The following is a 20,264-nucleotide window of genomic DNA, read 5'->3' on the forward strand; positions in this document are numbered from 1 at the left end:
CTTCGTCGCTTTCGCTCCTCGCAATGACGACGGAGATTTCTCAGTCATCATCGAGGGCCTGTTCGATGCTGGATCACGTCTCCATCACGGTTTCAGACTTTGCGGCCGCCGAGCGCTTCTACGACGCAATCATGAAGACGCTCGACGTGGTCAAGGTCGGCAGAAGCGACCGCTGGCTCGGCTATGGCGAACGGGCTGACGCTGACCATCCGGACCGGGTCTACATCGCCATCTACAGGGGCGCGAGGCCAGACGAGGCCACCAGCCGGCATTGGTGCTTCAAGGCGAAATCGCGAAGCGAGGTGGACGCGTTCTGGCACGCCGGTATCTCTGCCGGCGGCACCGATGACGGGCCACCCGGCCTGCGCCACTATCACGCCGCCTACTACGGCGCATTTTTGCGCGATCCCGACGGCAACAAGGTCGAGGCGGTGTGCCACCACGCGGTGTAGCAAGCGCAAAGGAATCGCAGCCCGGAAGAGCGAAGCGACATCCGCTGTTGTGGTGGCTCGATACTTGGGGCGTGAATCCATAAATTCAGAGCGGACGGCGGACGGCCGCTTGGTGCGCGTTCCGGACTCAAGCCGGACGTCGCGCGAAGTCGGAAAGTGCCAACACGATAAAAGAAAAGCCGCCTAACGGCGGCTTTCAAATCCAAAACTGCGCAACCTCGTCAGGCTGTGCGCATCGCGCTATTGCGACGGCGATAGGCCATGAAGCCAACGCCGGCAAAGCCGAGGATCATCATCGCCCAGGTAGAGGGCTCGGGGACGGCTCCCACCGCGCCGACGGCGGTGAACGTTTCGGCTCCTCCATCAGCGCCGGAGAGCGATGCATAAATTCCGACATGGCCGGTCTGCCCTGCCGCGTTGAGCAAAGCTTGCAACGCAGCCAGTTCAATTGCGTCCGAGGGGGCCACACCGATCAAAAAGCCTGCCGAGCCTTGTCCGGGCTGGACGGTAGGATAGTTCAATGCGCCAAGATCATTGGTTATGGAACCTACAAAATCGCCCCCGGCAGTAAAGAAGTTCAGGGTTATCGTATCGATCGTGATCCCGGCATTTGGTCCGCCGCCTTCATTGCCGTTAAACAGAACTAGAACATCAGATGCGCTGCTCCATCCGAGAGCGCCAAGCTGGGGGGTGCTGTGTTTCGAATTGTCTCCAACCGGATCTTGCAAGTTACCCTCGGACGAGAACGATCCGCCGAGATATGAAGTGAAACCTGCCTCCGTTCCTGCATTCTGAAGCGTGATTAGGTTGAAGTCCGTCGCGCCTGACCCCTGACCTCCGGCGCTCGCCTCACCGAGGCTGACCAAACTCGCGTGCGCGGGCACACCGGCTGTCGCAGCGATCACATTGAATGCAACAATCGCGATTAACTTGTTTAATTTCGCCATGACGCGACTCCAATAAAATCAACTGATTAGAATTTTACTTAGAATTTTTCTAATTAAGGCCCAGATGCCCCCGTGAGTCAATTAAAACCGGGAAAAACTGGCAAATTGTAAAAAGACTAGATATTTGAATATGTTGTCGAATGCTAAGACTGTATTTCAGCCTTTAAGGTCATCAATCCCAACCAATGCGTGTAAGCAAACACGCTATGGGCTAGGGACCGTCGAAATCGATAGGCCCCTGGGGCGCTGCGCCAATGCGTGATTTCCCCCCGTTGGGGCGGGTTGCGGTGGACGCGGCAGCGTCAGGCGCGAACGGTGTTCGCAGGGCGGTCTCCCGTGAGCGAGCACAGCGCGCAGACGAACGGCGCTTAAACGCTTTCACCATTGCTTCGGCCGGCACGCACTTGGCTGGTTGAAGTCTGTGGTGAGGGAAGCTGCGTACGGCAAAACCGTGTGGTCCTGGCACCCGTGGCTGGTGTCAAGCTGACGGAGGTTTGCAACGCCCAACCGGGTCATGCGAGCCATCAATTCGTCAGCGATGGAGGCAAGAGGAATTCGTCTCCAGGGAGAGCGCGGCATAAGCCGTCAAACCATTGCGCAGGGAATGCCGGAGTGCTCCGGCTGTACCTGTATGCTCGTGTGCGCATTCTTGAGTGCATCTTGCACACGAGACCGCGGGTGCTAGCCGGCACCCGGCATTCCCTGTGCCCTCTCATTTCTGGAGGGCAAACTTCAAGCAACCCTCGGGCGCAACGCGCCGCGAGATCGCGAAGGTGTATCTAGTAGGATGGGTGGAGCGAAGCGATACCCATCAATGCTGGTGCGTAGGGCGATGGGTATCGCTTCGCTCCACCCATCCTACGGACTTCGCTCGCGATGACGGTCTCATGCTCCAGTTGTCAAAACGGCTTGCTCAAGAACCTCGACCCCTTCAAGCCGTAGCGCCACGGCAGATCGACCGCTTTTGTAATTCCGATCCGTACGCCCGCAGCGATGTCGGGTTTGCCGAGCCTCGCATGCAGCGCGAACGGCGGGTGATCGAGCGGCAATTCGTTTTGTTTGACCGAGATGCCCAGCGCCTCGCAGAGCTTGCCCGGGCCGGAGCACAGCGCGCGCTCCTCCTGCAACCCCCGGCGGCGGCGCATCGCAGGCAGACCGTGGGTCGGCTGCAGCGCTCGGATCAGCACGGCGCTCGCCGAGCCTTCCGCCTCGCAGACGAAATTCACGCACCAGTGGATGCCATAGGAGCGGTAGACATAGGCAAAACCCGGCGGGCCGAACATAATCCGGTTGCGCGGCGTCGGCCCATTGAAGGAATGCGCGGCCGGATCGGTGTGATGATACGCCTCGACTTCGGTGATGATGCCGCCAACGCCGTCGACCAGGAGCGTCGCCCCGATCAGGTCGGGCGCGACCTCGTGCACGCTGCGGCCAAAGAACGAGCGTTTCAGCGACTTGCCGAGGCGAGAGGCGGCGACATCGGCCGGCTTCGAATTTTGAGGCATTTTCAGGTGGGAATCACGGCGGAACAGGTGGAAACTGCCAATATCTTGCACGTTTCTGCTAGGCTCGGCGAGCCCGGGTTGCGGGGATCAGCGACACGGATTAGCTAAGTGCTTCAGCAATATCCCGGACTCAGCATGGTCGTCCTCGTCGATACCGTCTCCCTAAACCAGGTGCGCCCGCGTCACCCCGAAAAGGTGAACCGGCCGGATGCGCTGTCGCCGCCCAAACCGGACTGGATCAGGGTGCGGGCGCCGAACACCCGCGGCTATGCGGACACGAGAAAGATCGTCAAGGAGAACGGCCTCGTCACGGTGTGCGAAGAGGCGGGCTGCCCGAATATCGGCGAGTGCTGGGACAAGAAGCACGCGACCTTCATGATCATGGGGGATACCTGCACGCGGGCCTGCGCATTCTGCAACGTCAAGACCGGCATGCCCGGCGCGCTCGACGCCGCCGAGCCGGAACACGTCGCGGAGGCCACCTTCAAGCTTGGGCTTGCTCATGTCGTCGTGACCTCGGTCGATCGCGACGATCTCGCCGATGGCGGCGCGGAGCATTTTGCGCAAGTGATCCGCGCCATCCGCGCACGTTGCCCGACCACGACCATCGAAATCCTCACGCCCGACTTCCTGCGCAAGGAAGGCGCGCTGGAAGTGGTCGCGGCGGCAAAACCCGACGTGTTCAACCACAATCTGGAAACCGTGCCGGCGCGCTATCTCACCGTGCGCCCGGGCGCGCGCTATTTCCATTCGATCCGGCTGTTGCAACGGGTCAAGGAGATCGATCCCACCATCTTCACCAAGTCAGGCATCATGGTCGGCCTCGGCGAGGAGCGGCATGAGGTGCTGCAGGTGATGGACGATCTGCGCTCGGCCGAGGTCGATTTCCTGACCATCGGACAATATCTGCAGCCGACCCGCAAGCATCACGCCGTGATGCGCTACGTCACCCCGGATGAATTCGCGGGCTACGAGAAGGTCGCCTACACCAAGGGCTTTCTGATGGTGTCGGCGAGCCCCTTGACCCGCTCGTCGCACCACGCGGGCGAGGATTTTGCCAAGCTGCAGGCGGCGCGCCTCGCACGGGCCCGCTAGCCTCGGATTGAACCAATGCAACGCGTTCTCGTCATGGGATCGTCGGGGTCCGGCAAGTCGACATTTGCCAGGCGGCTGTCGGAGATGACGGGCATTCCCTTCGTTTCGCTGGATGCGCTGTACTGGAAGCCCGGCTGGGTCGCCTCTGACAATGCCGAGTTCGGGCAGCGCGTGGCCGAGGTCGCACGCCAGCCGCAATGGGTCATGGACGGCAACTACACGAGGCACGGCGCCGGCGAATTGCGCCGCCATTCCAGCGACACCGTGATCTGGTTCGACCTGCCGCGCAGGAGCTGCATGTTCGGCATCATGAAGCGGATCGCCGGCAGCTACGGCAATGTCCGCCCCGAAATGGCCGAAGGCTGCCCGGAGAGAATCGATTTCGAATTCTTTCGCTATGTTTGGACCTATCGCCGGCAACAACGGCCGAAACTCCTGGACTATTTTCAGGGGTTGCGCGCCGATCAGTCGCTGGTGTGTTTCACCGACCGGGCGCAGGCGAACGACTATCTAAGGGAAATCGCGTTCAGGCAGAAACGGGCGAGTATCCACTGATGCCGCGCTTTTCCAGCAAGCGCCGGGTTCATCATACCGCGTCGCAGATGTTCGATCTGGTCGCCGACGTCGAGCGCTATCCGGAATTCGTGCCGCTGTGCCAGTCGCTGAGGATACGTCAGCGCACGTCGAGGGGAGACGGCACGGAAATCATCGTCGCCGACATGACCGTGTCGTTCAAGCTGGTGCGGGAATCCTTCACCAGCCGGGTGACGCTGGACCGGCCGAACCTGAAGATCATGGTCGAATATCTGAAGGGCCCGTTCAGCAATCTCGAAAACCGCTGGACGTTCGAGCCGAAATCCGAAACCGACTGCGACGTCGGGTTCTTCCTGTCCTACGAATTCAGAAGCCGGATGCTGGCGATGCTGATGGGAACGATGTTCGATGCCGCGTTCCAGCGCTTTGCCGCGGCGTTCGAAAAGCGGGCGGATGCGGTTTACGGGAAGGGTGGGGCGCTATCAGGCAAGCCTGGCTAGACATCAGCGAAGTCAGCGCGATCGGCCAGGCGCTGCGCGGCATTGTCATAGTGCTTGCGCGCTTTTTCCCGCGCTGCGACGGGGTCGCCGCGCTTGATGGCTTCGACCAACCGCGCCTGCTCCTCGATCGCGACCGCGGCGAGTTCCGTTGCTTTGGTATTCTTGACAGCGACCGATCGAAGTTTTTCGGCGATCTGGCTGTCGATCATCACGATAAAATTGAGCGCGTGTTCGTTGTCAGCCACTTTGGCGATGGCGTGGATGAGCTGGCGCTCGGCCTCGAAATGACGCTCGGCGCCGTGATCGCTATCGCCGATCGCGTCCCGCATCTCCTTGAGAATGGCTTCCATACGGGCGATGTCGCGGTTGGATCGCGCCTGCGCCGCATCCGCCGCGACCTCGATGACGACGCCGTTCCGCAAACGCAAGAGCTTCAACAGCTCCTTGCGCTTCTTGAAGCATTCCGGGCTGATCCGAAACGCCGTGCGTTCCTGCGGCTGTGCGATGAAGGCGCCGACACCGACGCGACTTTGGACGATGCCATCATATTTGAGCTGCGAAATCGCTTCGCGCACGACGGTTCGCGCGACGCCGAATTCGGTCGCCAGCGCCTGTTCGGACGGCAGGCGATCGCCGGGCCGAAGCTCGCCCGCGAACAGGGCGCTGGTCAGGCTGGCGACGATCTCCTGCGGCAACGAAGGACCGCGCTCGAGGGATTTGAATTTCACCAGATAGTCCTGTCCCAGATGGCGTCGCCGGCTGTATCCGCCGTTGCGATCCTCGCCAGTCGGCAGGCAGGCTTATCCAAATAAGACTGGCGGCGCAATGGATTAATCGGGTTGTCAGACAGCCTGCGGGCATGGTAGCCGAGCAGAAAAGAGGGGGCTGGCGGCAGAGCGATGCTGCCATCGCCGAATGATGCGAATTCCAAGACCGTCAAATCACAGGGAAGGCCGGAGATGACGACATTCGAACGCGTTGGCTTTATCGGCCTCGGCGGAATGGGACGAGGGTTGGTGAAGAATCTCGTCGCCAAAGGCGTGGCGGTCACCGCCTATGATCTCAACCCGGCCGCTGTGGCGGTCGCCAAATCGTTTGGCGCGACCGCTGCCAGGAGCGTTCAGGAGATCCGCGACAATTGCCGCATCATCATGATTTGCGTCAATGAAGCCGAGGATGTCGAGGCGTTGATGATCTGCGGCGACGGGCTGCTTGCCGGCCCGGCGCCCGGGTTCGTCATCGTGGACCACACCACCGGCAGCCCGCAGATGGTCGCGAAGCTGGACCGCATGGTGCGCGCGGCCGGCGGGCGCTACGCCGAGGCGCCGATGACGCGGACCCCGAAACATGCCGATATCGGTAAGGTCAACGTGTTGTTCGGCGGCGAGCGCGACCTGCTCGACGACCTCAGGCCCTATTTCGAGCTCTATGCCGAAAACATTTTCCACATCGGCCCGCTGGGGCACGCCATCCGCCTCAAGCTCATTCACAACTATATCGCCTTCGCCAATGTGGCGGCGTGGTGCGAGGGGTTTGCGCTTGCCGCAAAGGACGGGCTCGATCTTTCCCAGGTGATCGGCATCATCTCGGCCGCCGGCGCCAAGAGCGGCATGCTCGATCTCTATGGCCAGGCAACCCTCGATGGCGACTTCACCCCGCTTATGTCGCTGGCAAACGCCCGCAAGGATGTCCGCTATTACGCGCGCTGGCTGGAGGAGGCGGGCCTGCCGGGGTTCATGGCGGAGGTCGTGCACCAGACCTATCGGCAGGCAGCGCTGCTGGGGCACGACGGCGAGTCCTGCACCGCCGTCATCAAGGCCTATGAGGCCGTGACCGGGGTAGATGCGCGGATCGCACCGAAAGACCAACAACATGGAAAATGACCGGCGGCATATCTGACCTTGCAGGAAAACCGGTTGCTGGTGCCGACGCGATTCTTTAAGCCGGTCCCAAATCCGTAATCCCGTAACCGAAGGACGAGGCGATGGACGCAAATCTTCGAACCGGTGGCCATATTCTGATCGAGCAACTGGCCCTGCACGGCGCGGACACCGTGTTCGGGGTGCCCGGCGAGAGCTTCCTGGCCGCGCTCGACGGCATGTACCAGAGCCAGCGCGTGCGCTTCATCAACGCCCGGCACGAAGGCGGGGCGGCCATGATGGCGGATGCCTATGGCAAGCTGACGGGCCGCCCGGGTATCGCGTTCGCCACGCGGGGGCCCGGCGCCACCAATGCGTCCGCCGGCGTCCATGTCGCATTTCAGGACTCGACGCCCATGATCCTTTTGCTGGGCCAGGTCGGGCGCGACATGATGGAGCGCGAAGCGTTCCAGGAAATCGACTATCGCCTGATGTTCGGGCCGATGGCGAAATGGGTCGCCCAGATCGACGACGCGCGGCGGATTCCAGAATTCATTTCGCGCGCTTTTTTCACCGCGACCTCGGGCCGTCCGGGCCCGGTCGTGCTGGCGCTGCCCGAGGACATGCTCACCGACACCGCCGAGGTGCCGGATGCGCCGCCTTACAATCCGATTCCCGTCGCGCCTGATGACGGTGCCTTGCGGCAATTCCATGCGCTGCTTTCGGAGGCGAAGAAGCCGTTCCTGATCGTCGGCGGCGGCGGATGGAGCGATCAGGCACGCCGCGATCTCGAGGCTTTTGCTTCAGCGCATGAAGTGCCCGTCGGCGTTTCGTTCCGCTGCCAGGACTATTTCGATAATCTGCATCCCTGCTATGGCGGCCATGTCGGCATCGGGCTCGACGCCAAGATCACCGATCGCATCCGAAACAGCGATCTGGTGATCGCGCTTGGGGCAAGGCTGGGGGAGGCCACTACAGGCGGCTACACGCTGTTCGATATTCCGAAGCCGAGGCAGCCGCTGGTTCACGTCTATCCCGACCCCGAAGAGATCGGCCGCGTCTATTCGCCGACGCTCGGCGTGGTCGCGAGCAGCGCGGCTTTTGCGGCGGCGATCAAACGGCTGGAGCCGAAGCATCAATCGCGCGCCGACTATCTCAAGGCGGCGCATGCCGACTATCTCGGATTTACCGAGCCGACGCGTTCGCCGGGCGACGTGCAGCTCTCGCAGATCGTGCGCGGTTTGAGCGATCGCTTGCCCCATGACACCATCATCTGCAATGGCGCCGGCAATTACGCGGTCTGGGTGCATCGGTTCTGGCGCTATCGGCAATATCGAACCGAACTGGCGCCGACCTCGGGTTCGATGGGTTATGGCTTGCCCGCGGCCGTCGCCGCCAAGCTGCTGCATCCGGAACGCACGGTCATCGCGTTTGCCGGCGACGGCTGCTTCCAGATGACCGGGCTGGAGTTCATGACCGCGGTCGAAAATCGGTTGCCGCTGATCGTGATCGTCTGCAACAACGGCATGTACGGCACCATCCGCATGCACCAGGAGCGAACCTATCCTGGCCGCGTCTCCGGCACTGATCTCGCCAACCCCGACTTCGCGGCGCTGGCGCGCGCCTGCGGCGGCTTTGGCGTCCATGTCGAGCGAACCGAAGACTTCGCGCGCGCGTTCGACGAAGCCGTGGCAACCGGACTTCCGGCCATCATCGAGCTTTCGATCAGCCCGGAAGCATTGACGCCGGTAAGCTCGCTGAGCGAAACACGCGCCAAGGCTTTGGCTGCGCAGGGTTGATACTGGCTTTAAGTCCGCGTCGGCCGGCGGCGCTTCACGGCGCTGCGCCGTGGCGTTCGGGCCACCCGTGGACGCAGCCGGCTCATCGTCTGAGGTCGCGGCTTGACTGGCGGCTGCGGGCCGCGCGCCAGTTCCATCAGCATTCGCAGCGCCTCCACGACGGAGCGCTGGCGCACGGTAGTGCGGCCAATTGCGCCGAAACGGAATTCGCGGTGGAGTATTTTTCCGTCGCGCGACGCCACCGCGAAATGGACCAGGCCGACCGGCTTGCCCGGCGTGGCGCCGCCGGGACCGGCGATGCCGGTAATGGACACTGCGAGATCGACGCCAGCTTTCTCCAGGGCGCCGATCGCCATCGCGGTCGCGGTTTCCTTGCTGACCGCGCCGAAGGTCGTAAGTGTTGAGGCCTTGACGCCGAGCATCGCGCGCTTGGCGTCGTTGGAATAGGTGACGAAACCGCGGTCGATCACGTCTGACGAGCCGGGAATGTCGGTGAGCGCGCCGGCAACCAGACCGCCCGTGCAGGACTCCGCCGTCGCGATCGTTAGCTTGCGCATCCGGCATAAATCGAGCAGCGAGCGGGAGAGGGCGCGGGCGTCGCTGCCGCTCATGCTATTCGCCCCAGGGGAGACGGATGGTGGCGCTCGCGGTCGCGGCGATGCCTTCCTCGCGGCCGGTAAAGCCGAGCCGCTCGCTGGTCGTCGCCTTGACGGCGACGCGCGAGACGTTGAGCCCGGTGATCTCGGCGATACGGGCGCGCATGGTATCGCGCAGCGGCCCGATCTTCGGGCGCTCGCAGATCATCGTGACTTCGAGATTGGCGATCCGGCCGCCGCGCGCGGTGACGCGGTCGACGGCATATTTGAGGAATTTGTCGGACGCGGCGCCCTTCCACTGCGGATCGCTCGGCGGAAAGTGCGAACCGATATCGCCGTCCGCCAGCGCGCCGAGGATGGCGTCGACCAGGGCATGCAGGCCGACGTCGCCATCGGAATGAGCAAGAAAGCCGCGGGTGTGCGGCACGCGCACGCCGCAAAGCATGAGATGATCACCGTCGCCGAAAGCGTGCACGTCGTAGCCGGTGCCGGTCCTGATGTCGCCGAGCTGGGCGGCGAGCCGGGCTTCCTCGCGGACGAAATCCTCAGGTGTCGTCAGTTTCATGTTTGCAGGATCGCCTTCAAAGGTCGCTACCGTCAATCCCGCCCATTCGGCGAGCGCCGCATCGTCGGTGAAATCGCTGCGGCCATCGCGCGCGGCACGGCGATGGGCATCGAGAATCACATCGAAGCGAAACGCCTGTGGCGTCTGCGCGATTCGCAGCCGTGCGCGTTCAGGCGTCGCCTCGACGTCGCCGGTATCGCTGACCTGCTTGATCGTGTCTGTGACCGGGATCGCAGGAACCGCGGCGCCGGTGCGGCCGGCGGCATCGATCGCGCGCGAAATCACCGCAGGCGTTACGAAGGGCCGCGCGGCGTCGTGGATCAGGACGATGTCGGGCTTCTCGGCGGCCAGCGCCTCGAGGCCGGCATGCACCGATGCCTGACGCGTTGCGCCGCCATTGGTGGGAGGCTGATGGCGCAGTCCCGCGACGGCTTCATTGAAGATGGCGGTGTCATCCGGATTCACCACCGGCTGCACGGCAAACACGTCCGGATGCCGGCAGAACGCCTCCATGGCGCGGAAGATCACGGTCTGGCCGCCGATCTCGCGATATTGCTTGGGTCCCCCAGCACCGGCGCGAAGCCCGCGTCCGGCTGCGACGAGGATGGCTGCGGTGCGCTCAGGTCTGGGCATCTGGACTCAAATACGAACGAATCGGGGTTGAGGAGGAGGGGCTCGGGCCGCGCTGGCGCCCAGCCCTTACCATGCCGAATACGGAAAACAGAGTGATTCCCATCACCTGTGGGGAAAAGCGGTTTTTGTTGCAGTGCACTTGCACAAATGATAGATCTGTCTAAAGTGTAGGCAAGAAGCTTGACTGCCCAAGATTTGTGCTCACAATATGCCTCGACGGTTGCAATGAAGCCGCCGCCCTAACCATGAGAACGACGTGACCGGCCCGGAAAGTTCACGCTCTAAGCCGTTGAAAATAGGCGAGATTGCTGCCGCCAACCGGGTTCTCCTGGCGCCGATGTCCGGCGTCACCGATGCTCCCTTTCGACGCCTTGCCGCCACCCTCGGCGCCGGGCTGGTCGTCTCAGAGATGACCGCCAGCGACGAACTCGTGCACGGCAGGCCGATGTCGCTTCTGCGCTGCGAGAGAGCCGGTGTCGGACCGCATGTCGTCCAGCTCGCGGGGTGCGAGACGCATTGGATGGCGGAGGGCGCACGGGTTGCGGAAGCGGCCGGCGCCGACATCATCGATATCAACATGGGCTGTCCGGCACGTCATGTCACCGGCGGCCAATCCGGCTCGGCGCTGATGCGTGATCTCGATCATGCGCTCAAGCTGATCGAAGCGACGATCGCAGCGGTGAAAGTGCCGGTGACGCTGAAGATGCGGCTCGGCTGGGACGATCGCTCGCTCAACGCGCCCGAACTCGCGCGCCGCGCAGAACAGGCCGGCGTGCAGATGATTACCGTGCACGGGCGCACGCGTTGCCAGTTCTACAAGGGCGCGGCCGATTGGACCGCCGTGCGCGCGGTCAGGGACGCGGTTTCCGTGCCTCTCGTCGTCAATGGCGACATCACTTCATTCGAGAAGGCGGTCCAGGCGCTGGAAGTGTCGGGGGCGGACGCGGTGATGATTGGGCGCGGTGCGCAAGGTCAGCCCTGGCTACCAGGGCAGATCGGCCGCCGGCTCGAAACCGGACAGGCGGAGACTGCACCGTCGCTGGCCGAACAACTCGCACATGTGCGCGCCCTCTACGACGAAGTCTGCAGCCATTACGGGCTGCGTATCGGGCTCAAGCACGCGCGCAAGCATCTCGGCTGGGCCCTGGAGATCGCGGGCCAATGCAGCCGCGCGCCGGCCGAGACGCTGAAGGGCTGGCGACAAAAGATCCTGACGTCGGAGGATCCGCACCGCGTGCACCGATCGTTGCAGGACGCGTACGACGATTTCGCATGGAGTGCTGCCGCATGACGTCAGCCGCAGAACATCGCCGACCGCTGCCCGCCGACAGCGAGGCCATCCTCAACGCGCTGCCCAATCCGGTGCTGCTGGTGGCGCCCGACGGCCGCATCGTCGACGCCAACATCGCCGCCGAATCGTTCTTCGAGATTTCGACGCAATTCCTGCGCCGGCAGTCCCTGAAGGAGCTGGTGCCGTTCGGCAGTCCGCTGCTGGCGCTGATCGACCAGGTGCGCGCGAGCGCCTCGCCGGTCAACGAATACAAGGTCGATCTCGGCACGCCCCGCATCGGCGGCGACCGCCAGGTCGATCTGCACGTCGCCCCGCTCACCGAACGGCCCGGCCACATCGTCGTGATGCTGCAGGAGCGCACCATCGCCGACAAGATGGACCGGCAACTGACGCACCGAAGCGCGGCGCGTTCGGTGATCGCGCTGGCCGCGATGCTGGCGCATGAAATCAAGAACCCGCTGTCCGGCATCCGCGGCGCGGCGCAATTGCTGGAGCAGGCGGCCTCATCCGAAGACCGCATGCTGACTCGGCTGATCTGCGACGAGGCCGACCGCATCGTCACGCTGGTCGACCGCATGGAAGTGTTCGGCGACGACCGTCCGGTGGCGCGCGGACCGGTCAACATCCATTCCGTGCTCGACCACGTCAAACGGCTGGCGCAGTCCGGCTTCGCCCGCAACATCCGCTTCGTCGAGGAATACGATCCGTCATTGCCGCCGGTGCTGGCCAACCAGGATCAGCTCATTCAGGTGTTCCTCAATCTCGTGAAGAACGCCGCCGAAGCGGTCGCCGATTTAGGCAGCGACGCGGAAATCCAGCTCACCACCGCCTTCCGTCCCGGCGTTCGCCTGTCGGTGCCGGGCAAGAAATCGCGGGTGTCGCTGCCGCTGGAATTTTGCGTCAAGGACAACGGCTCCGGCGTGCCGGAAGACCTGTTGCCGAACCTGTTCGATCCCTTCGTGACGACGAAACAAACCGGCAGCGGGCTCGGTCTCGCGCTGGTTGCCAAGATCGTCGGCGATCACGGCGGCATCATCGAATGCGAATCGCAGCCGCGGAAGACCACCTTCCGCGTGCTGATGCCGATGTTCAGTCCCACCAAACAGTTCGACCAAAGCAACCGCGACGGCGTTCCGGGTACGCTGCCGCCTGCCTCACAGGACGCAAGATGAGGAATAATTATGCCCGCAGGTAGCATTCTCGTTGCCGATGACGACACCGCCATCCGCACGGTTCTGAACCAGGCGCTTTCGCGCGCCGGATATGAAGTTCGCCTGACGGGGAACGCCGCGACGCTGTGGCGTTGGGTCAGCCAGGGCGAGGGCGATCTCGTCATCACCGACGTGGTGATGCCGGACGAGAACGCGTTCGACCTCTTGCCGCGCATCAAGAAGATGCGGCCGAACCTGCCCGTCATCGTCATGAGCGCGCAAAATACCTTCATGACGGCGATCCGGGCCTCGGAACGCGGGGCCTATGAATATCTGCCGAAACCGTTCGACCTGAAGGAGCTCATCACCATCGTCGGCCGCGCGCTGGCCGAGCCGAAGGAGCGGGTGGCAAGTTCAGCCGACGATTCCGAATTCGATTCGATTCCCCTGGTCGGACGCTCGCCGGCGATGCAGGAGATCTACCGGGTGCTGGCGCGGCTGATGCAGACCGACCTCACGGTGATGATCTCCGGCGAGTCCGGCACCGGCAAGGAACTGGTCGCCCGCGCGCTGCATGACTACGGCAAGCGCCGCAATGGCCCGTTCGTCGCCGTCAACATGGCGGCGATCCCGCGTGACCTCATCGAGTCCGAGTTGTTCGGCCATGAGCGCGGCGCGTTCACCGGCGCCAATACCCGCGCTTCCGGCCGGTTCGAGCAGGCCGAAGGCGGGACGCTGTTCCTCGACGAAATCGGCGACATGCCGATGGAAGCGCAGACGCGGTTGCTACGCGTGCTGCAGCAGGGCGAATACACCACCGTCGGCGGGCGCACCCCGATCAAGACCGACGTTCGGATCGTGGCGGCCAGCAACAAGGATTTGCGCATCCTGATCCAGCAGGGCTTGTTCCGGGAAGATTTGTTCTTCCGCCTGAACGTCGTGCCGCTGCGCCTGCCTCCATTGCGGGAGCGGATCGAGGATCTGCCCGATCTCATCAGGCATTTCTTCTCGCTCGCCGAAAAGGACGGCCTGCCGCCGAAGAAGCTCGACACGCTGGCACTGGAGCGGCTCAAGCAGCACCGCTGGCCCGGCAACGTGCGCGAACTCGAGAACCTCGCGCGCCGGCTGGCGGCGCTTTACCCGCAGGACGTCATTACGGCCTCGGTCATCGACGGCGAGCTGGCGCCGCCGGCGGTCACCTCGGGCGGCAACGCCCCGATGGGCGTGGAAAATCTGGGGGGCGCGGTCGAAGCCTACCTGTCCTCGCACTTCTCCGGCTTCCCGAACGGCGTGCCGCCGCCGGGCCTCTACCACCGCATCCTCAAGGAGATCGAGGTGCCGCTGCTCACCGCGGCGCTGGCGGCCACGCGCGGCAACCAGATCCGGGCAGCCGACCTGCTCGGCCTCAACCGCAACACGCTGCGGAAGAAGATCAGGGACCTCGACATTCAGGTCTACCGGAGCGGCGGCTAGGGATTGCGCTGGCCTCTTTCCGCAATAAAGACGGGTGGTGCGACTGGGGGATCGATCGCTTTAGCGGTCGGATGGCCGCGGAATTGTCGTAATTCGGCAACATTGTGATATGAATGCATCAGTCCGCGACAGGCGGGCCCAAGCCCTTTCAAATCACCGATTGCCGGAATGACCAGCGCAGAAACGACCTCGGCATCACCATTCGACCCGTCGCATACCGAATCCACAGGGGGAATCCTGCGGAAGTGGGTGGCACCGTTTGCGGTCGGGATCGCGCTGCTATCGGCGTTCCTGACCTTCGTGGTGCTCAGCGGCCTGACGCCGATCGAGCCCACCCGCCACGTCGTCTATTCATTCCTGCTGATCAACGCGGCGACCATCCTGCTGCTGGTCGGGATCGTCGTTCGCGAGGTCTGGCTGGTGATTCAGGCCCGGCGTCGGGGCAAGGCGGCGGCGCGGCTGCATGTCCAGATTGTCAGCCTGTTCTCTATCATCGCCGTATTGCCGGCGGTGCTGGTGGCGGTCGTCGCCAACGTGACCATCGATCGCGGCCTCGACCGGCTGTTCTCGGGGCCGACGCGCGAGGTGATGCAGAACTCGCTGAGCGTTGCCCGCGCTTACATGCAGGAGCATGCGAGGCTTATCCGCGGCGACATCCTGGGCATGGCCAACGATATTGCCCAAGCCCGGCCATTGTTCGACCAGGACCGCCGGTCGTTTCTGGAACTGCTGACCGCAAATGCGGCCGCGCGAAACCTGCCAGCAGCAATGCTGGTCGACAAGGATGGCAACATCCTGGTGACGGCGAAGACCGGCATCCAGCAGGAGTTCTCGACGCCGCCAAAGGATTTTCTCAGCAACGTCAATGAAGAAGAGCCGCAGATCGTGGTCTTCCCCGAGGCCAATTATGTGGCAGCGGTGATCCGGTTGCGCGCCTTCGACGATACCTTCCTTTACGTCGCGCGCCTGCTCGATCCGCGCGTGATCAGCCAGCTCAAGCAGACCGAGGCCAGCGTCGCCGAATACGCCGCCATCGAAGCCCGCCGGCTCGGCATTCAGGTCGCCTTCGCCCTGATGTTTGCGGTGATCGCGCTGACCATTCTGATGGCGTCGGTGTTGATAGGGTTGAATTTCGCCAACTGGCTGGTGGCCCCGATCCGAAATTTGATGAGCGCGGCCAATATCGTTTCGACCGGCGATCTGCATGTCCAGGTGCCGGTCCACAAATCCGAAGGCGACCTCGCGCAGCTCGGCGAGACCTTCAACAAGATGACGGCTGAATTGCGCACCCAGCGCGACGAACTGGTCAGCGCTTCGGACCTGATCGACAGCCGCCGCCGCTTCATCGAGGCGGTATTGTCCTCGGCCAGCGCCGGCATCATCGGCGTCGACGCCTCGGGCAGCGTCGGCATCCTGAACCGCTCGGCCGAAAAACTCATCGGCCATGCCGAATCCGAGACGCTGGACCATCCGCTGTCGGACGTGCTGCCCGAGCTCGACGACATGATGAAGACCGCGCGCGAGGGCACGCAGCGGCTGGTGCAGGGTCAGATCACGATTACGCGCGACAGCCATGAGCGCAACCTGTCAGTCCGCGTCAGTGCCGAGCAGACCAGCCAGTCGCGCGACAGCTACATCATCACGCTCGACGACATCACGGAGCTCGTCTCAGCGCAGCGGACATCGGCATGGGGCGACGTCGCGCGCCGCATCGCCCACGAAATCAAGAACCCGCTGACGCCGATCCAGCTTTCGGCCGAGCGCATCCGCCGTAAATTCGGCAAGGTCATCATCGAAGACAAGGGCATCTTCGAACAGTGCACCGACACCATCGTGCGGCAGGTCGACGACATCAGGCGGATGGTTGATGAATTCTCTCGCTTCGCGCGGATGCCAAAGCCGGTCATGGAGGGCGAGGACGTTGCCGATACCGTGCGGCAGGCGGTATTCCTGATGAAGGTTGGGCATCCTGATCTCAATATCGAGGCCGATATCAAGCAGGATCCGATGCGCGCGCAGTTCGACCGCCGGCTGATTTCGCAGGCGCTGACCAACATCATCAAGAACGCGACGGAGGCGATCGAGCAGGTGCCGCCGGAAGAACTCGGCAAGGGACGTATCGATGTCGTTGCCGCGCGCGAAAACGACGACATCGTGATCGACGTGATCGACAATGGTATCGGCCTGCCGAAGGTGAGCCGCGCGCGGTTGCTGGAGCCTTATGTGACGACGCGCCAGAAGGGCACCGGGCTCGGGCTCGCCATCGTCGGCCGCGTGCTGGAAGACCATGGCGGCCGCATCGAACTCAAGGATGCCTCCGATTTCCGGCCCGGGCAGCGCGGAGCCTGGATGCGGCTGCGGTTCGCCGTGTCAGGCCATGCGCCGAAGACGGAAGCGAAGCAGCCGGAAGCAAACCAGCAGGGCAATGAAACAAATGCGCCGTCAGGCGAAACCAATGAGGCGGCATCCGCGACCAATGATGAAGCAAAAACCGAAGCGGCAACAGGCAACTGACAAGACAGGTGTAACCCATGGCCAGTGACATTCTGATTGTCGATGACGAAGCCGATATTCGCGACCTCGTTGCGGGCATCCTGGACGACGAGGGTTTCAGTACCCGGACCGCGCGCGACAGCGATTCCGCCCTTGGCGAGATTGCCAACCGCCGTCCGCATCTGGTGTTTCTCGACATCTGGCTGCAGGGCTCCAAGCTCGACGGCCTGCAACTGCTTGAGCAGATCAAGAAGGATCACGCCGACGTCCCCGTCGTGATGATCTCCGGCCACGGCAACATCGAGACCGCGGTCGCGGCCATCAAGCGTGGCGCCTATGACTTCATCGAAAAGCCGTTCAAGTCCGACCGGCTGATCCTGGTGGCGACGCGGGCGCTGGAAACCTCGCGGCTCAAGCGCGAGGTGAAGGAACTCAAGCAACTGGCTCCCACCGCGAGCGTACTCACCGGCCGCTCCGCCTGCATGAACCAGTTGCGCCAGACCATCGACCGGGCGGCCAAGGCCAACAGCCGCATCCTGATCGTCGGCCCCTCCGGTTCGGGCAAGGAACTGGCCGCACGCACGCTGCACAATGCATCGAGCCGTTCAGAAGGACCGTTCGTCGTCATCAACGCCGCCGCGATCACGCCGGAGCGGATGGAAGTCGAATTGTTCGGCATCGAGCAGTCGAACGGCGAGCAGGCGCGCAAGCCGGGCGCGCTGGAAGAGGCCCACGGCGGCACACTGTTCATCGACGAAATCGCCGACATGCCGCGCGAGACCCAGAACAAGATCCTGCGCGTGCTGGTCGATCAGACCTTTCAGCGCTCCGGCGGCACCGCCAAGATTCATGTCGATGTTCGCATCATCTCCTCGACGGCGCGCAATCTGGAGGAAGAGATCGCGGAAGGGCGGTTCCGCGAGGATCTCTACCACCGGCTGTCGGTGGTGCCGATCCGCGTCCCCCCGCTGTCGGAGCGGCGCGAGGACATCCCCGAACTGATCGACTATTTCATGGACCAGATATCGGCGGCGACGGGTTTGCCGAAGCGGCAGATCGGCCAGGACGCAATGGCGGTATTGCAGTCGCATGTCTGGCCCGGCAACGTCCGCCAGCTCCGCAACAATGTGGAGCGCGTCATGATTTTGGCGGGCGGCGGTCCTGAAGCGATCATCACCGCCGACATGCTGCCGCAGGATGTGGGTTCGATGGTGCCGGCGATGCCGACCAGCAACAATGGCGAGCACATCATGGGACTGCCGCTGCGCGAGGCGCGAGAAGTGTTCGAGCGTGATTACCTGATCGCGCAGATCAGTCGCTTCTCGGGCAACATTTCGCGCACGGCCGAATTCGTCGGCATGGAGCGTTCGGCGCTACACCGCAAGCTCAAGGCGCTTGGGGTCGGCTGAGGCCTTGAGTGAATCGCCTGTTCGCTACGTGCCGGACTCTGCGGCTCATCTCGCTCGCTCCGAGCCGATCCATGCATTTGCTTTGGAATATTTATCTCTTTCCGCACTTTTATGGAGAATGGCCACTGGGTTCCTGCTAGGCGGAACGCGAACCGGCTTGCCTTAAAACCGCGCGTGCCCTCTAATCGTCCTGCCGAGCCGACCGGAGGGGGATCTCAGGGGAAGCCGGCGAGTCGGGGCAGGCTCCGTGAGAGAGCAACAACCGGCTTAACAAAAAGAAGCACGAGACGGCGGGACAAAAACAATGGCGGCAGACCGCGCACAAAATCTACAAGACACCTTCCTGAATCACGTTCGTAAAACAAAAACGCCACTAACGATCTTTCTGGTCAATGGAGTGAAGCTGCAGGGGATTGTTACCTGGTTTGACAACTTCTGCTTGTTGCTTCGGCGCGACGGTCATTCGCAGCTTGTCTACAAGCACGCGATCTCGACCATCATGCCGGGAGCTCCGATTCAGTTGTTCGAAGGCGGCGAGGATGCTCCGGCTTGAGAGTGAACTGATTGGAACCCCTCAACCGTGAAGGGAGCGCCGATCGTCCGCGGTCGGCGGAGGGTAAGCAAAGCGGGCGGGTGATCGTCATCGGCCCTTATTTGCGAATGCGCCGCGGCGATGCCGATGCGCAGGCGAGCGAAGTCGTGCGCGATTCCGAGGCCCGGATCGAGGAAGCGACGGGTCTGGCGCGCGCCATCGACCTCACGATATCAGAGGCGCTGATTGCGCCGATCAGCCAGATCAGGCCTGCGACCTATCTCGGCAAGGGCAAGGTCGAGGAGATCACCGGCCTGATCGCGGGCCACGACATCGAACTTGTGGTGATGGATTGCGCGCTGTCGCCGATCCAGCAGCGCAATCTCGAGAAGGCGTGGAACACCAAGGTTCTCGACCGCACTGGCCTGATCCTGGAAATCTTCGGCCGCCGCGCCAAGACCAAGGAAGGTTCGCTGCAGGTCGAACTGGCGCATCTCAATTATCAGCGCAGCCGGCTGGTGCGATCGTGGACCCATCTGGAGCGCCAGCGCGGCGGCTTCGGATTCATGGGCGGCCCCGGCGAGACCCAGATCGAGGCCGACCGCCGCCTGATCGGCGATCGCATCACGCGGCTGGAGAACGAACTCAAGAAGGTTCAGGCGACGCGGCGCCTGCATCGCGCCGGCCGGCAGCGGGTGCCGTATCGCGTGGTGGCGCTGGTCGGCTACACCAACGCCGGCAAGTCGACGCTGTTCAACCGCCTGACGCGTGCGGACGTACAGGCCGCCGACATGCTGTTTGCAACGCTCGACCCGACCTTGCGGGCGCTGAGCCTGCCGCATGGCGGCAAGGCGATGCTGTCGGACACCGTCGGATTCATTTCCAACCTGCCGACGCAACTCGTCGCTGCGTTTCGCGCCACGCTGGAAGAGGTGCTCGAGGCCGATATCATTCTCCATGTCCGCGACATCTCGCATGAAGACGCGGAGGCGCAGGAGCGCGACGTCGACACCGTGCTGCGTCAGCTCGGCATCGATCCCGACTCTGGCGCTCGCATCCTCGAAGTCTGGAACAAGATCGATCGCTTCGATCCCGAGGAGCGCGAAAACCTGCGCAACATCGCCGCGCGCCGTCCGCCGGAGCGGCCGTGTTTCCTGGTCTCGGCCGTGTCAGGCGAGGGGGTCAATGAGCTGTTGACCGCGATCGAGGATCGGCTGGCGGCGACACGCACGACGCTCGTTCTGTCTATCGATGCTTCCGACGGCGCCGGCATCAGCTGGCTGCATCGCAATGCCGAAGTGCTCAACAAGGAACTTCACGACGGACGCTTTGACATGACGGTGCGCGTCGACGAGACCAAGCGTGACATCGTGGTGTCCAGATTCGACGCCGTGCCGCATTCGGCCCCATAGCAGTTGTCGTCCCCGCGA

General features: G+C 63.2%; 17 protein-coding genes and 1 pseudogene. 13 read left to right on the forward strand and 5 right to left on the reverse strand.

The annotated features are described in order from the left end of the window. The first annotated feature begins 65 nt into the window (after positions 1–65). Entirely contained in the window at positions 66–452 is a 387-nt protein-coding gene (locus IVB22_RS33150) for a VOC family protein (RefSeq protein WP_247521363.1), read from the forward strand. A gap of 221 nt (positions 453–673) precedes the next feature. Here IVB22_RS33150 and IVB22_RS42145 read toward each other — a convergent pair. Next, a pseudogene (locus tag IVB22_RS42145) lies at positions 674–784 on the reverse strand (PEPxxWA-CTERM sorting domain-containing protein); the annotation flags it as partial. A 1,514-nt stretch (positions 785–2,298) separates the two neighbouring features. Next, entirely contained in the window at positions 2,299–2,904 is a 606-nt protein-coding gene (locus tag IVB22_RS33160; protein ID WP_247521365.1) for a DNA-3-methyladenine glycosylase, read from the reverse strand. Between the two features lie 135 nt (positions 2,905–3,039). On the opposite strand from IVB22_RS33160, the gene lipA reads away from it, so the two are divergent. From lipA to IVB22_RS33175, 3 genes are read left to right on the forward strand one after another with little or no spacing between them, the layout of a single operon-like run. Continuing rightward, positions 3,040–3,999, forward strand: a complete 960-nt coding sequence (lipA, locus tag IVB22_RS33165) for a lipoyl synthase (RefSeq protein ID WP_247521366.1) — start codon at positions 3,040–3,042, stop codon at positions 3,997–3,999. Positions 4,000–4,014: 15 nt separating this feature from the next. Continuing rightward, positions 4,015–4,554, forward strand: coding sequence for a DNA topology modulation protein (locus IVB22_RS33170; protein ID WP_247521367.1), 540 nt, complete (start codon positions 4,015–4,017; stop codon positions 4,552–4,554). Next, entirely contained in the window at positions 4,554–5,033 is a 480-nt protein-coding gene (locus IVB22_RS33175; protein ID WP_247521368.1) for a type II toxin-antitoxin system RatA family toxin, read from the forward strand. Before IVB22_RS33170 ends, IVB22_RS33175 begins: the two co-directional genes overlap by 1 nt. Here the strand turns inward: IVB22_RS33175 and IVB22_RS33180 are convergent. After that, the gene (locus tag IVB22_RS33180; RefSeq protein ID WP_247521369.1) at positions 5,030–5,761 is read right to left on the reverse strand and encodes a FadR/GntR family transcriptional regulator; all 732 of its coding nucleotides are present in this window, start codon (positions 5,759–5,761) and stop codon (positions 5,030–5,032) included. The genes IVB22_RS33175 and IVB22_RS33180 overlap by 4 nt on opposite strands. Positions 5,762–5,992: 231 nt before the next feature. Here IVB22_RS33180 and IVB22_RS33185 point away from each other — a divergent pair, with 231 nt between their 5' ends. Continuing rightward, a complete protein-coding gene (locus IVB22_RS33185; protein ID WP_247521370.1) occupies positions 5,993–6,916 on the forward strand; it encodes an NAD(P)-dependent oxidoreductase in 924 nt (307 codons plus the stop codon). A 101-nt stretch (positions 6,917–7,017) separates the two neighbouring features. Then, a complete protein-coding gene (locus tag IVB22_RS33190; RefSeq protein WP_247521371.1) occupies positions 7,018–8,691 on the forward strand; it encodes a thiamine pyrophosphate-binding protein in 1,674 nt (557 codons plus the stop codon). Between the two features lie 8 nt (positions 8,692–8,699). Here IVB22_RS33190 and IVB22_RS33195 read toward each other — a convergent pair whose 3' ends face one another. Beyond that, positions 8,700–9,302: a CinA family protein gene (locus tag IVB22_RS33195; RefSeq protein WP_247521372.1), complete on the reverse strand. Its 603-nt coding sequence runs from the start codon at positions 9,300–9,302 to the stop codon at positions 8,700–8,702. 1 nt (position 9,303) lies between these two features. Then, entirely contained in the window at positions 9,304–10,485 is a 1,182-nt protein-coding gene (locus IVB22_RS33200) for a bifunctional 2-C-methyl-D-erythritol 4-phosphate cytidylyltransferase/2-C-methyl-D-erythritol 2,4-cyclodiphosphate synthase (RefSeq protein WP_247521373.1), read from the reverse strand. A gap of 289 nt (positions 10,486–10,774) precedes the next feature. Here IVB22_RS33200 and dusB point away from each other — a divergent pair, with 289 nt between their 5' ends. The 7 genes from dusB to hflX all read left to right on the forward strand — a co-directional run bounded on the left by dusB (position 10,775) and on the right by hflX (position 20,246). Next, complete coding sequence (gene dusB / locus IVB22_RS33205) at positions 10,775–11,776, forward strand: tRNA dihydrouridine synthase DusB (RefSeq protein ID WP_247521581.1); 1,002 nt, start codon at positions 10,775–10,777, stop codon at positions 11,774–11,776. Further along, complete coding sequence (locus IVB22_RS33210; protein WP_247521374.1) at positions 11,773–12,948, forward strand: nitrogen regulation protein NR(II); 1,176 nt, start codon at positions 11,773–11,775, stop codon at positions 12,946–12,948. The genes dusB and IVB22_RS33210 overlap by 4 nt, the downstream gene beginning before the upstream one ends. 9 nt (positions 12,949–12,957) lie before the next feature. Next, on the forward strand, positions 12,958–14,400 hold the full coding sequence (gene ntrC / locus IVB22_RS33215) for a nitrogen regulation protein NR(I) (protein WP_247521375.1): 1,443 nt from the start codon (positions 12,958–12,960) through the stop codon (positions 14,398–14,400). Positions 14,401–14,568: 168 nt separating this feature from the next. Further along, entirely contained in the window at positions 14,569–16,914 is a 2,346-nt protein-coding gene (locus IVB22_RS33220) for a PAS domain-containing sensor histidine kinase (protein WP_247521376.1), read from the forward strand. Between the two features lie 17 nt (positions 16,915–16,931). Next, positions 16,932–18,302 carry a sigma-54 dependent transcriptional regulator gene (locus IVB22_RS33225; RefSeq protein ID WP_247521377.1) on the forward strand — a complete coding sequence of 457 codons (1,371 nt, stop codon included), beginning with the start codon at positions 16,932–16,934 and terminating at the stop codon, positions 18,300–18,302. Positions 18,303–18,606: 304 nt separating this feature from the next. After that, positions 18,607–18,855, forward strand: a complete 249-nt coding sequence (gene hfq, locus IVB22_RS33230) for an RNA chaperone Hfq (RefSeq protein ID WP_006020546.1) — start codon at positions 18,607–18,609, stop codon at positions 18,853–18,855. 11 nt (positions 18,856–18,866) lie between these two features. Continuing rightward, positions 18,867–20,246, forward strand: coding sequence for a GTPase HflX (gene hflX / locus IVB22_RS33235; RefSeq protein WP_247521378.1), 1,380 nt, complete (start codon positions 18,867–18,869; stop codon positions 20,244–20,246). Positions 20,247–20,264 lie beyond the last annotated feature (18 nt).

It is taken from the genome of Bradyrhizobium sp. 190 (assembly GCF_023073415.1).
Taxonomy (GTDB): domain Bacteria; phylum Pseudomonadota; class Alphaproteobacteria; order Rhizobiales; family Xanthobacteraceae; genus Bradyrhizobium.

Bases quoted from the DNA above. Each gene is read 5' to 3' on its own strand.
- IVB22_RS33150 (WP_247521363.1), top strand. From the start codon at position 66: ATGCTGGATCACGTCTCCATCACGGTTTCAGACTTTGCGGCCGCCGAG.
- IVB22_RS33160 (WP_247521365.1), bottom strand. From the start codon at position 2,904: ATGCCTCAAAATTCGAAGCCGGCCGATGTCGCCGCCTCTCGCCTCGGC.
- lipA (WP_247521366.1), top strand. From the start codon at position 3,040: ATGGTCGTCCTCGTCGATACCGTCTCCCTAAACCAGGTGCGCCCGCGT.
- IVB22_RS33170 (WP_247521367.1), top strand. From the start codon at position 4,015: ATGCAACGCGTTCTCGTCATGGGATCGTCGGGGTCCGGCAAGTCGACA.
- IVB22_RS33175 (WP_247521368.1), top strand. From the start codon at position 4,554: ATGCCGCGCTTTTCCAGCAAGCGCCGGGTTCATCATACCGCGTCGCAG.
- IVB22_RS33185 (WP_247521370.1), top strand. From the start codon at position 5,993: ATGACGACATTCGAACGCGTTGGCTTTATCGGCCTCGGCGGAATGGGA.
- IVB22_RS33190 (WP_247521371.1), top strand. From the start codon at position 7,018: ATGGACGCAAATCTTCGAACCGGTGGCCATATTCTGATCGAGCAACTG.
- IVB22_RS33195 (WP_247521372.1), bottom strand. From the start codon at position 9,302: ATGAGCGGCAGCGACGCCCGCGCCCTCTCCCGCTCGCTGCTCGATTTA.
- IVB22_RS33200 (WP_247521373.1), bottom strand. From the start codon at position 10,485: ATGCCCAGACCTGAGCGCACCGCAGCCATCCTCGTCGCAGCCGGACGC.
- IVB22_RS33210 (WP_247521374.1), top strand. From the start codon at position 11,773: ATGACGTCAGCCGCAGAACATCGCCGACCGCTGCCCGCCGACAGCGAG.
- ntrC (WP_247521375.1), top strand. From the start codon at position 12,958: ATGCCCGCAGGTAGCATTCTCGTTGCCGATGACGACACCGCCATCCGC.
- IVB22_RS33220 (WP_247521376.1), top strand. From the start codon at position 14,569: ATGACCAGCGCAGAAACGACCTCGGCATCACCATTCGACCCGTCGCAT.
- IVB22_RS33225 (WP_247521377.1), top strand. From the start codon at position 16,932: ATGGCCAGTGACATTCTGATTGTCGATGACGAAGCCGATATTCGCGAC.
- hfq (WP_006020546.1), top strand. From the start codon at position 18,607: ATGGCGGCAGACCGCGCACAAAATCTACAAGACACCTTCCTGAATCAC.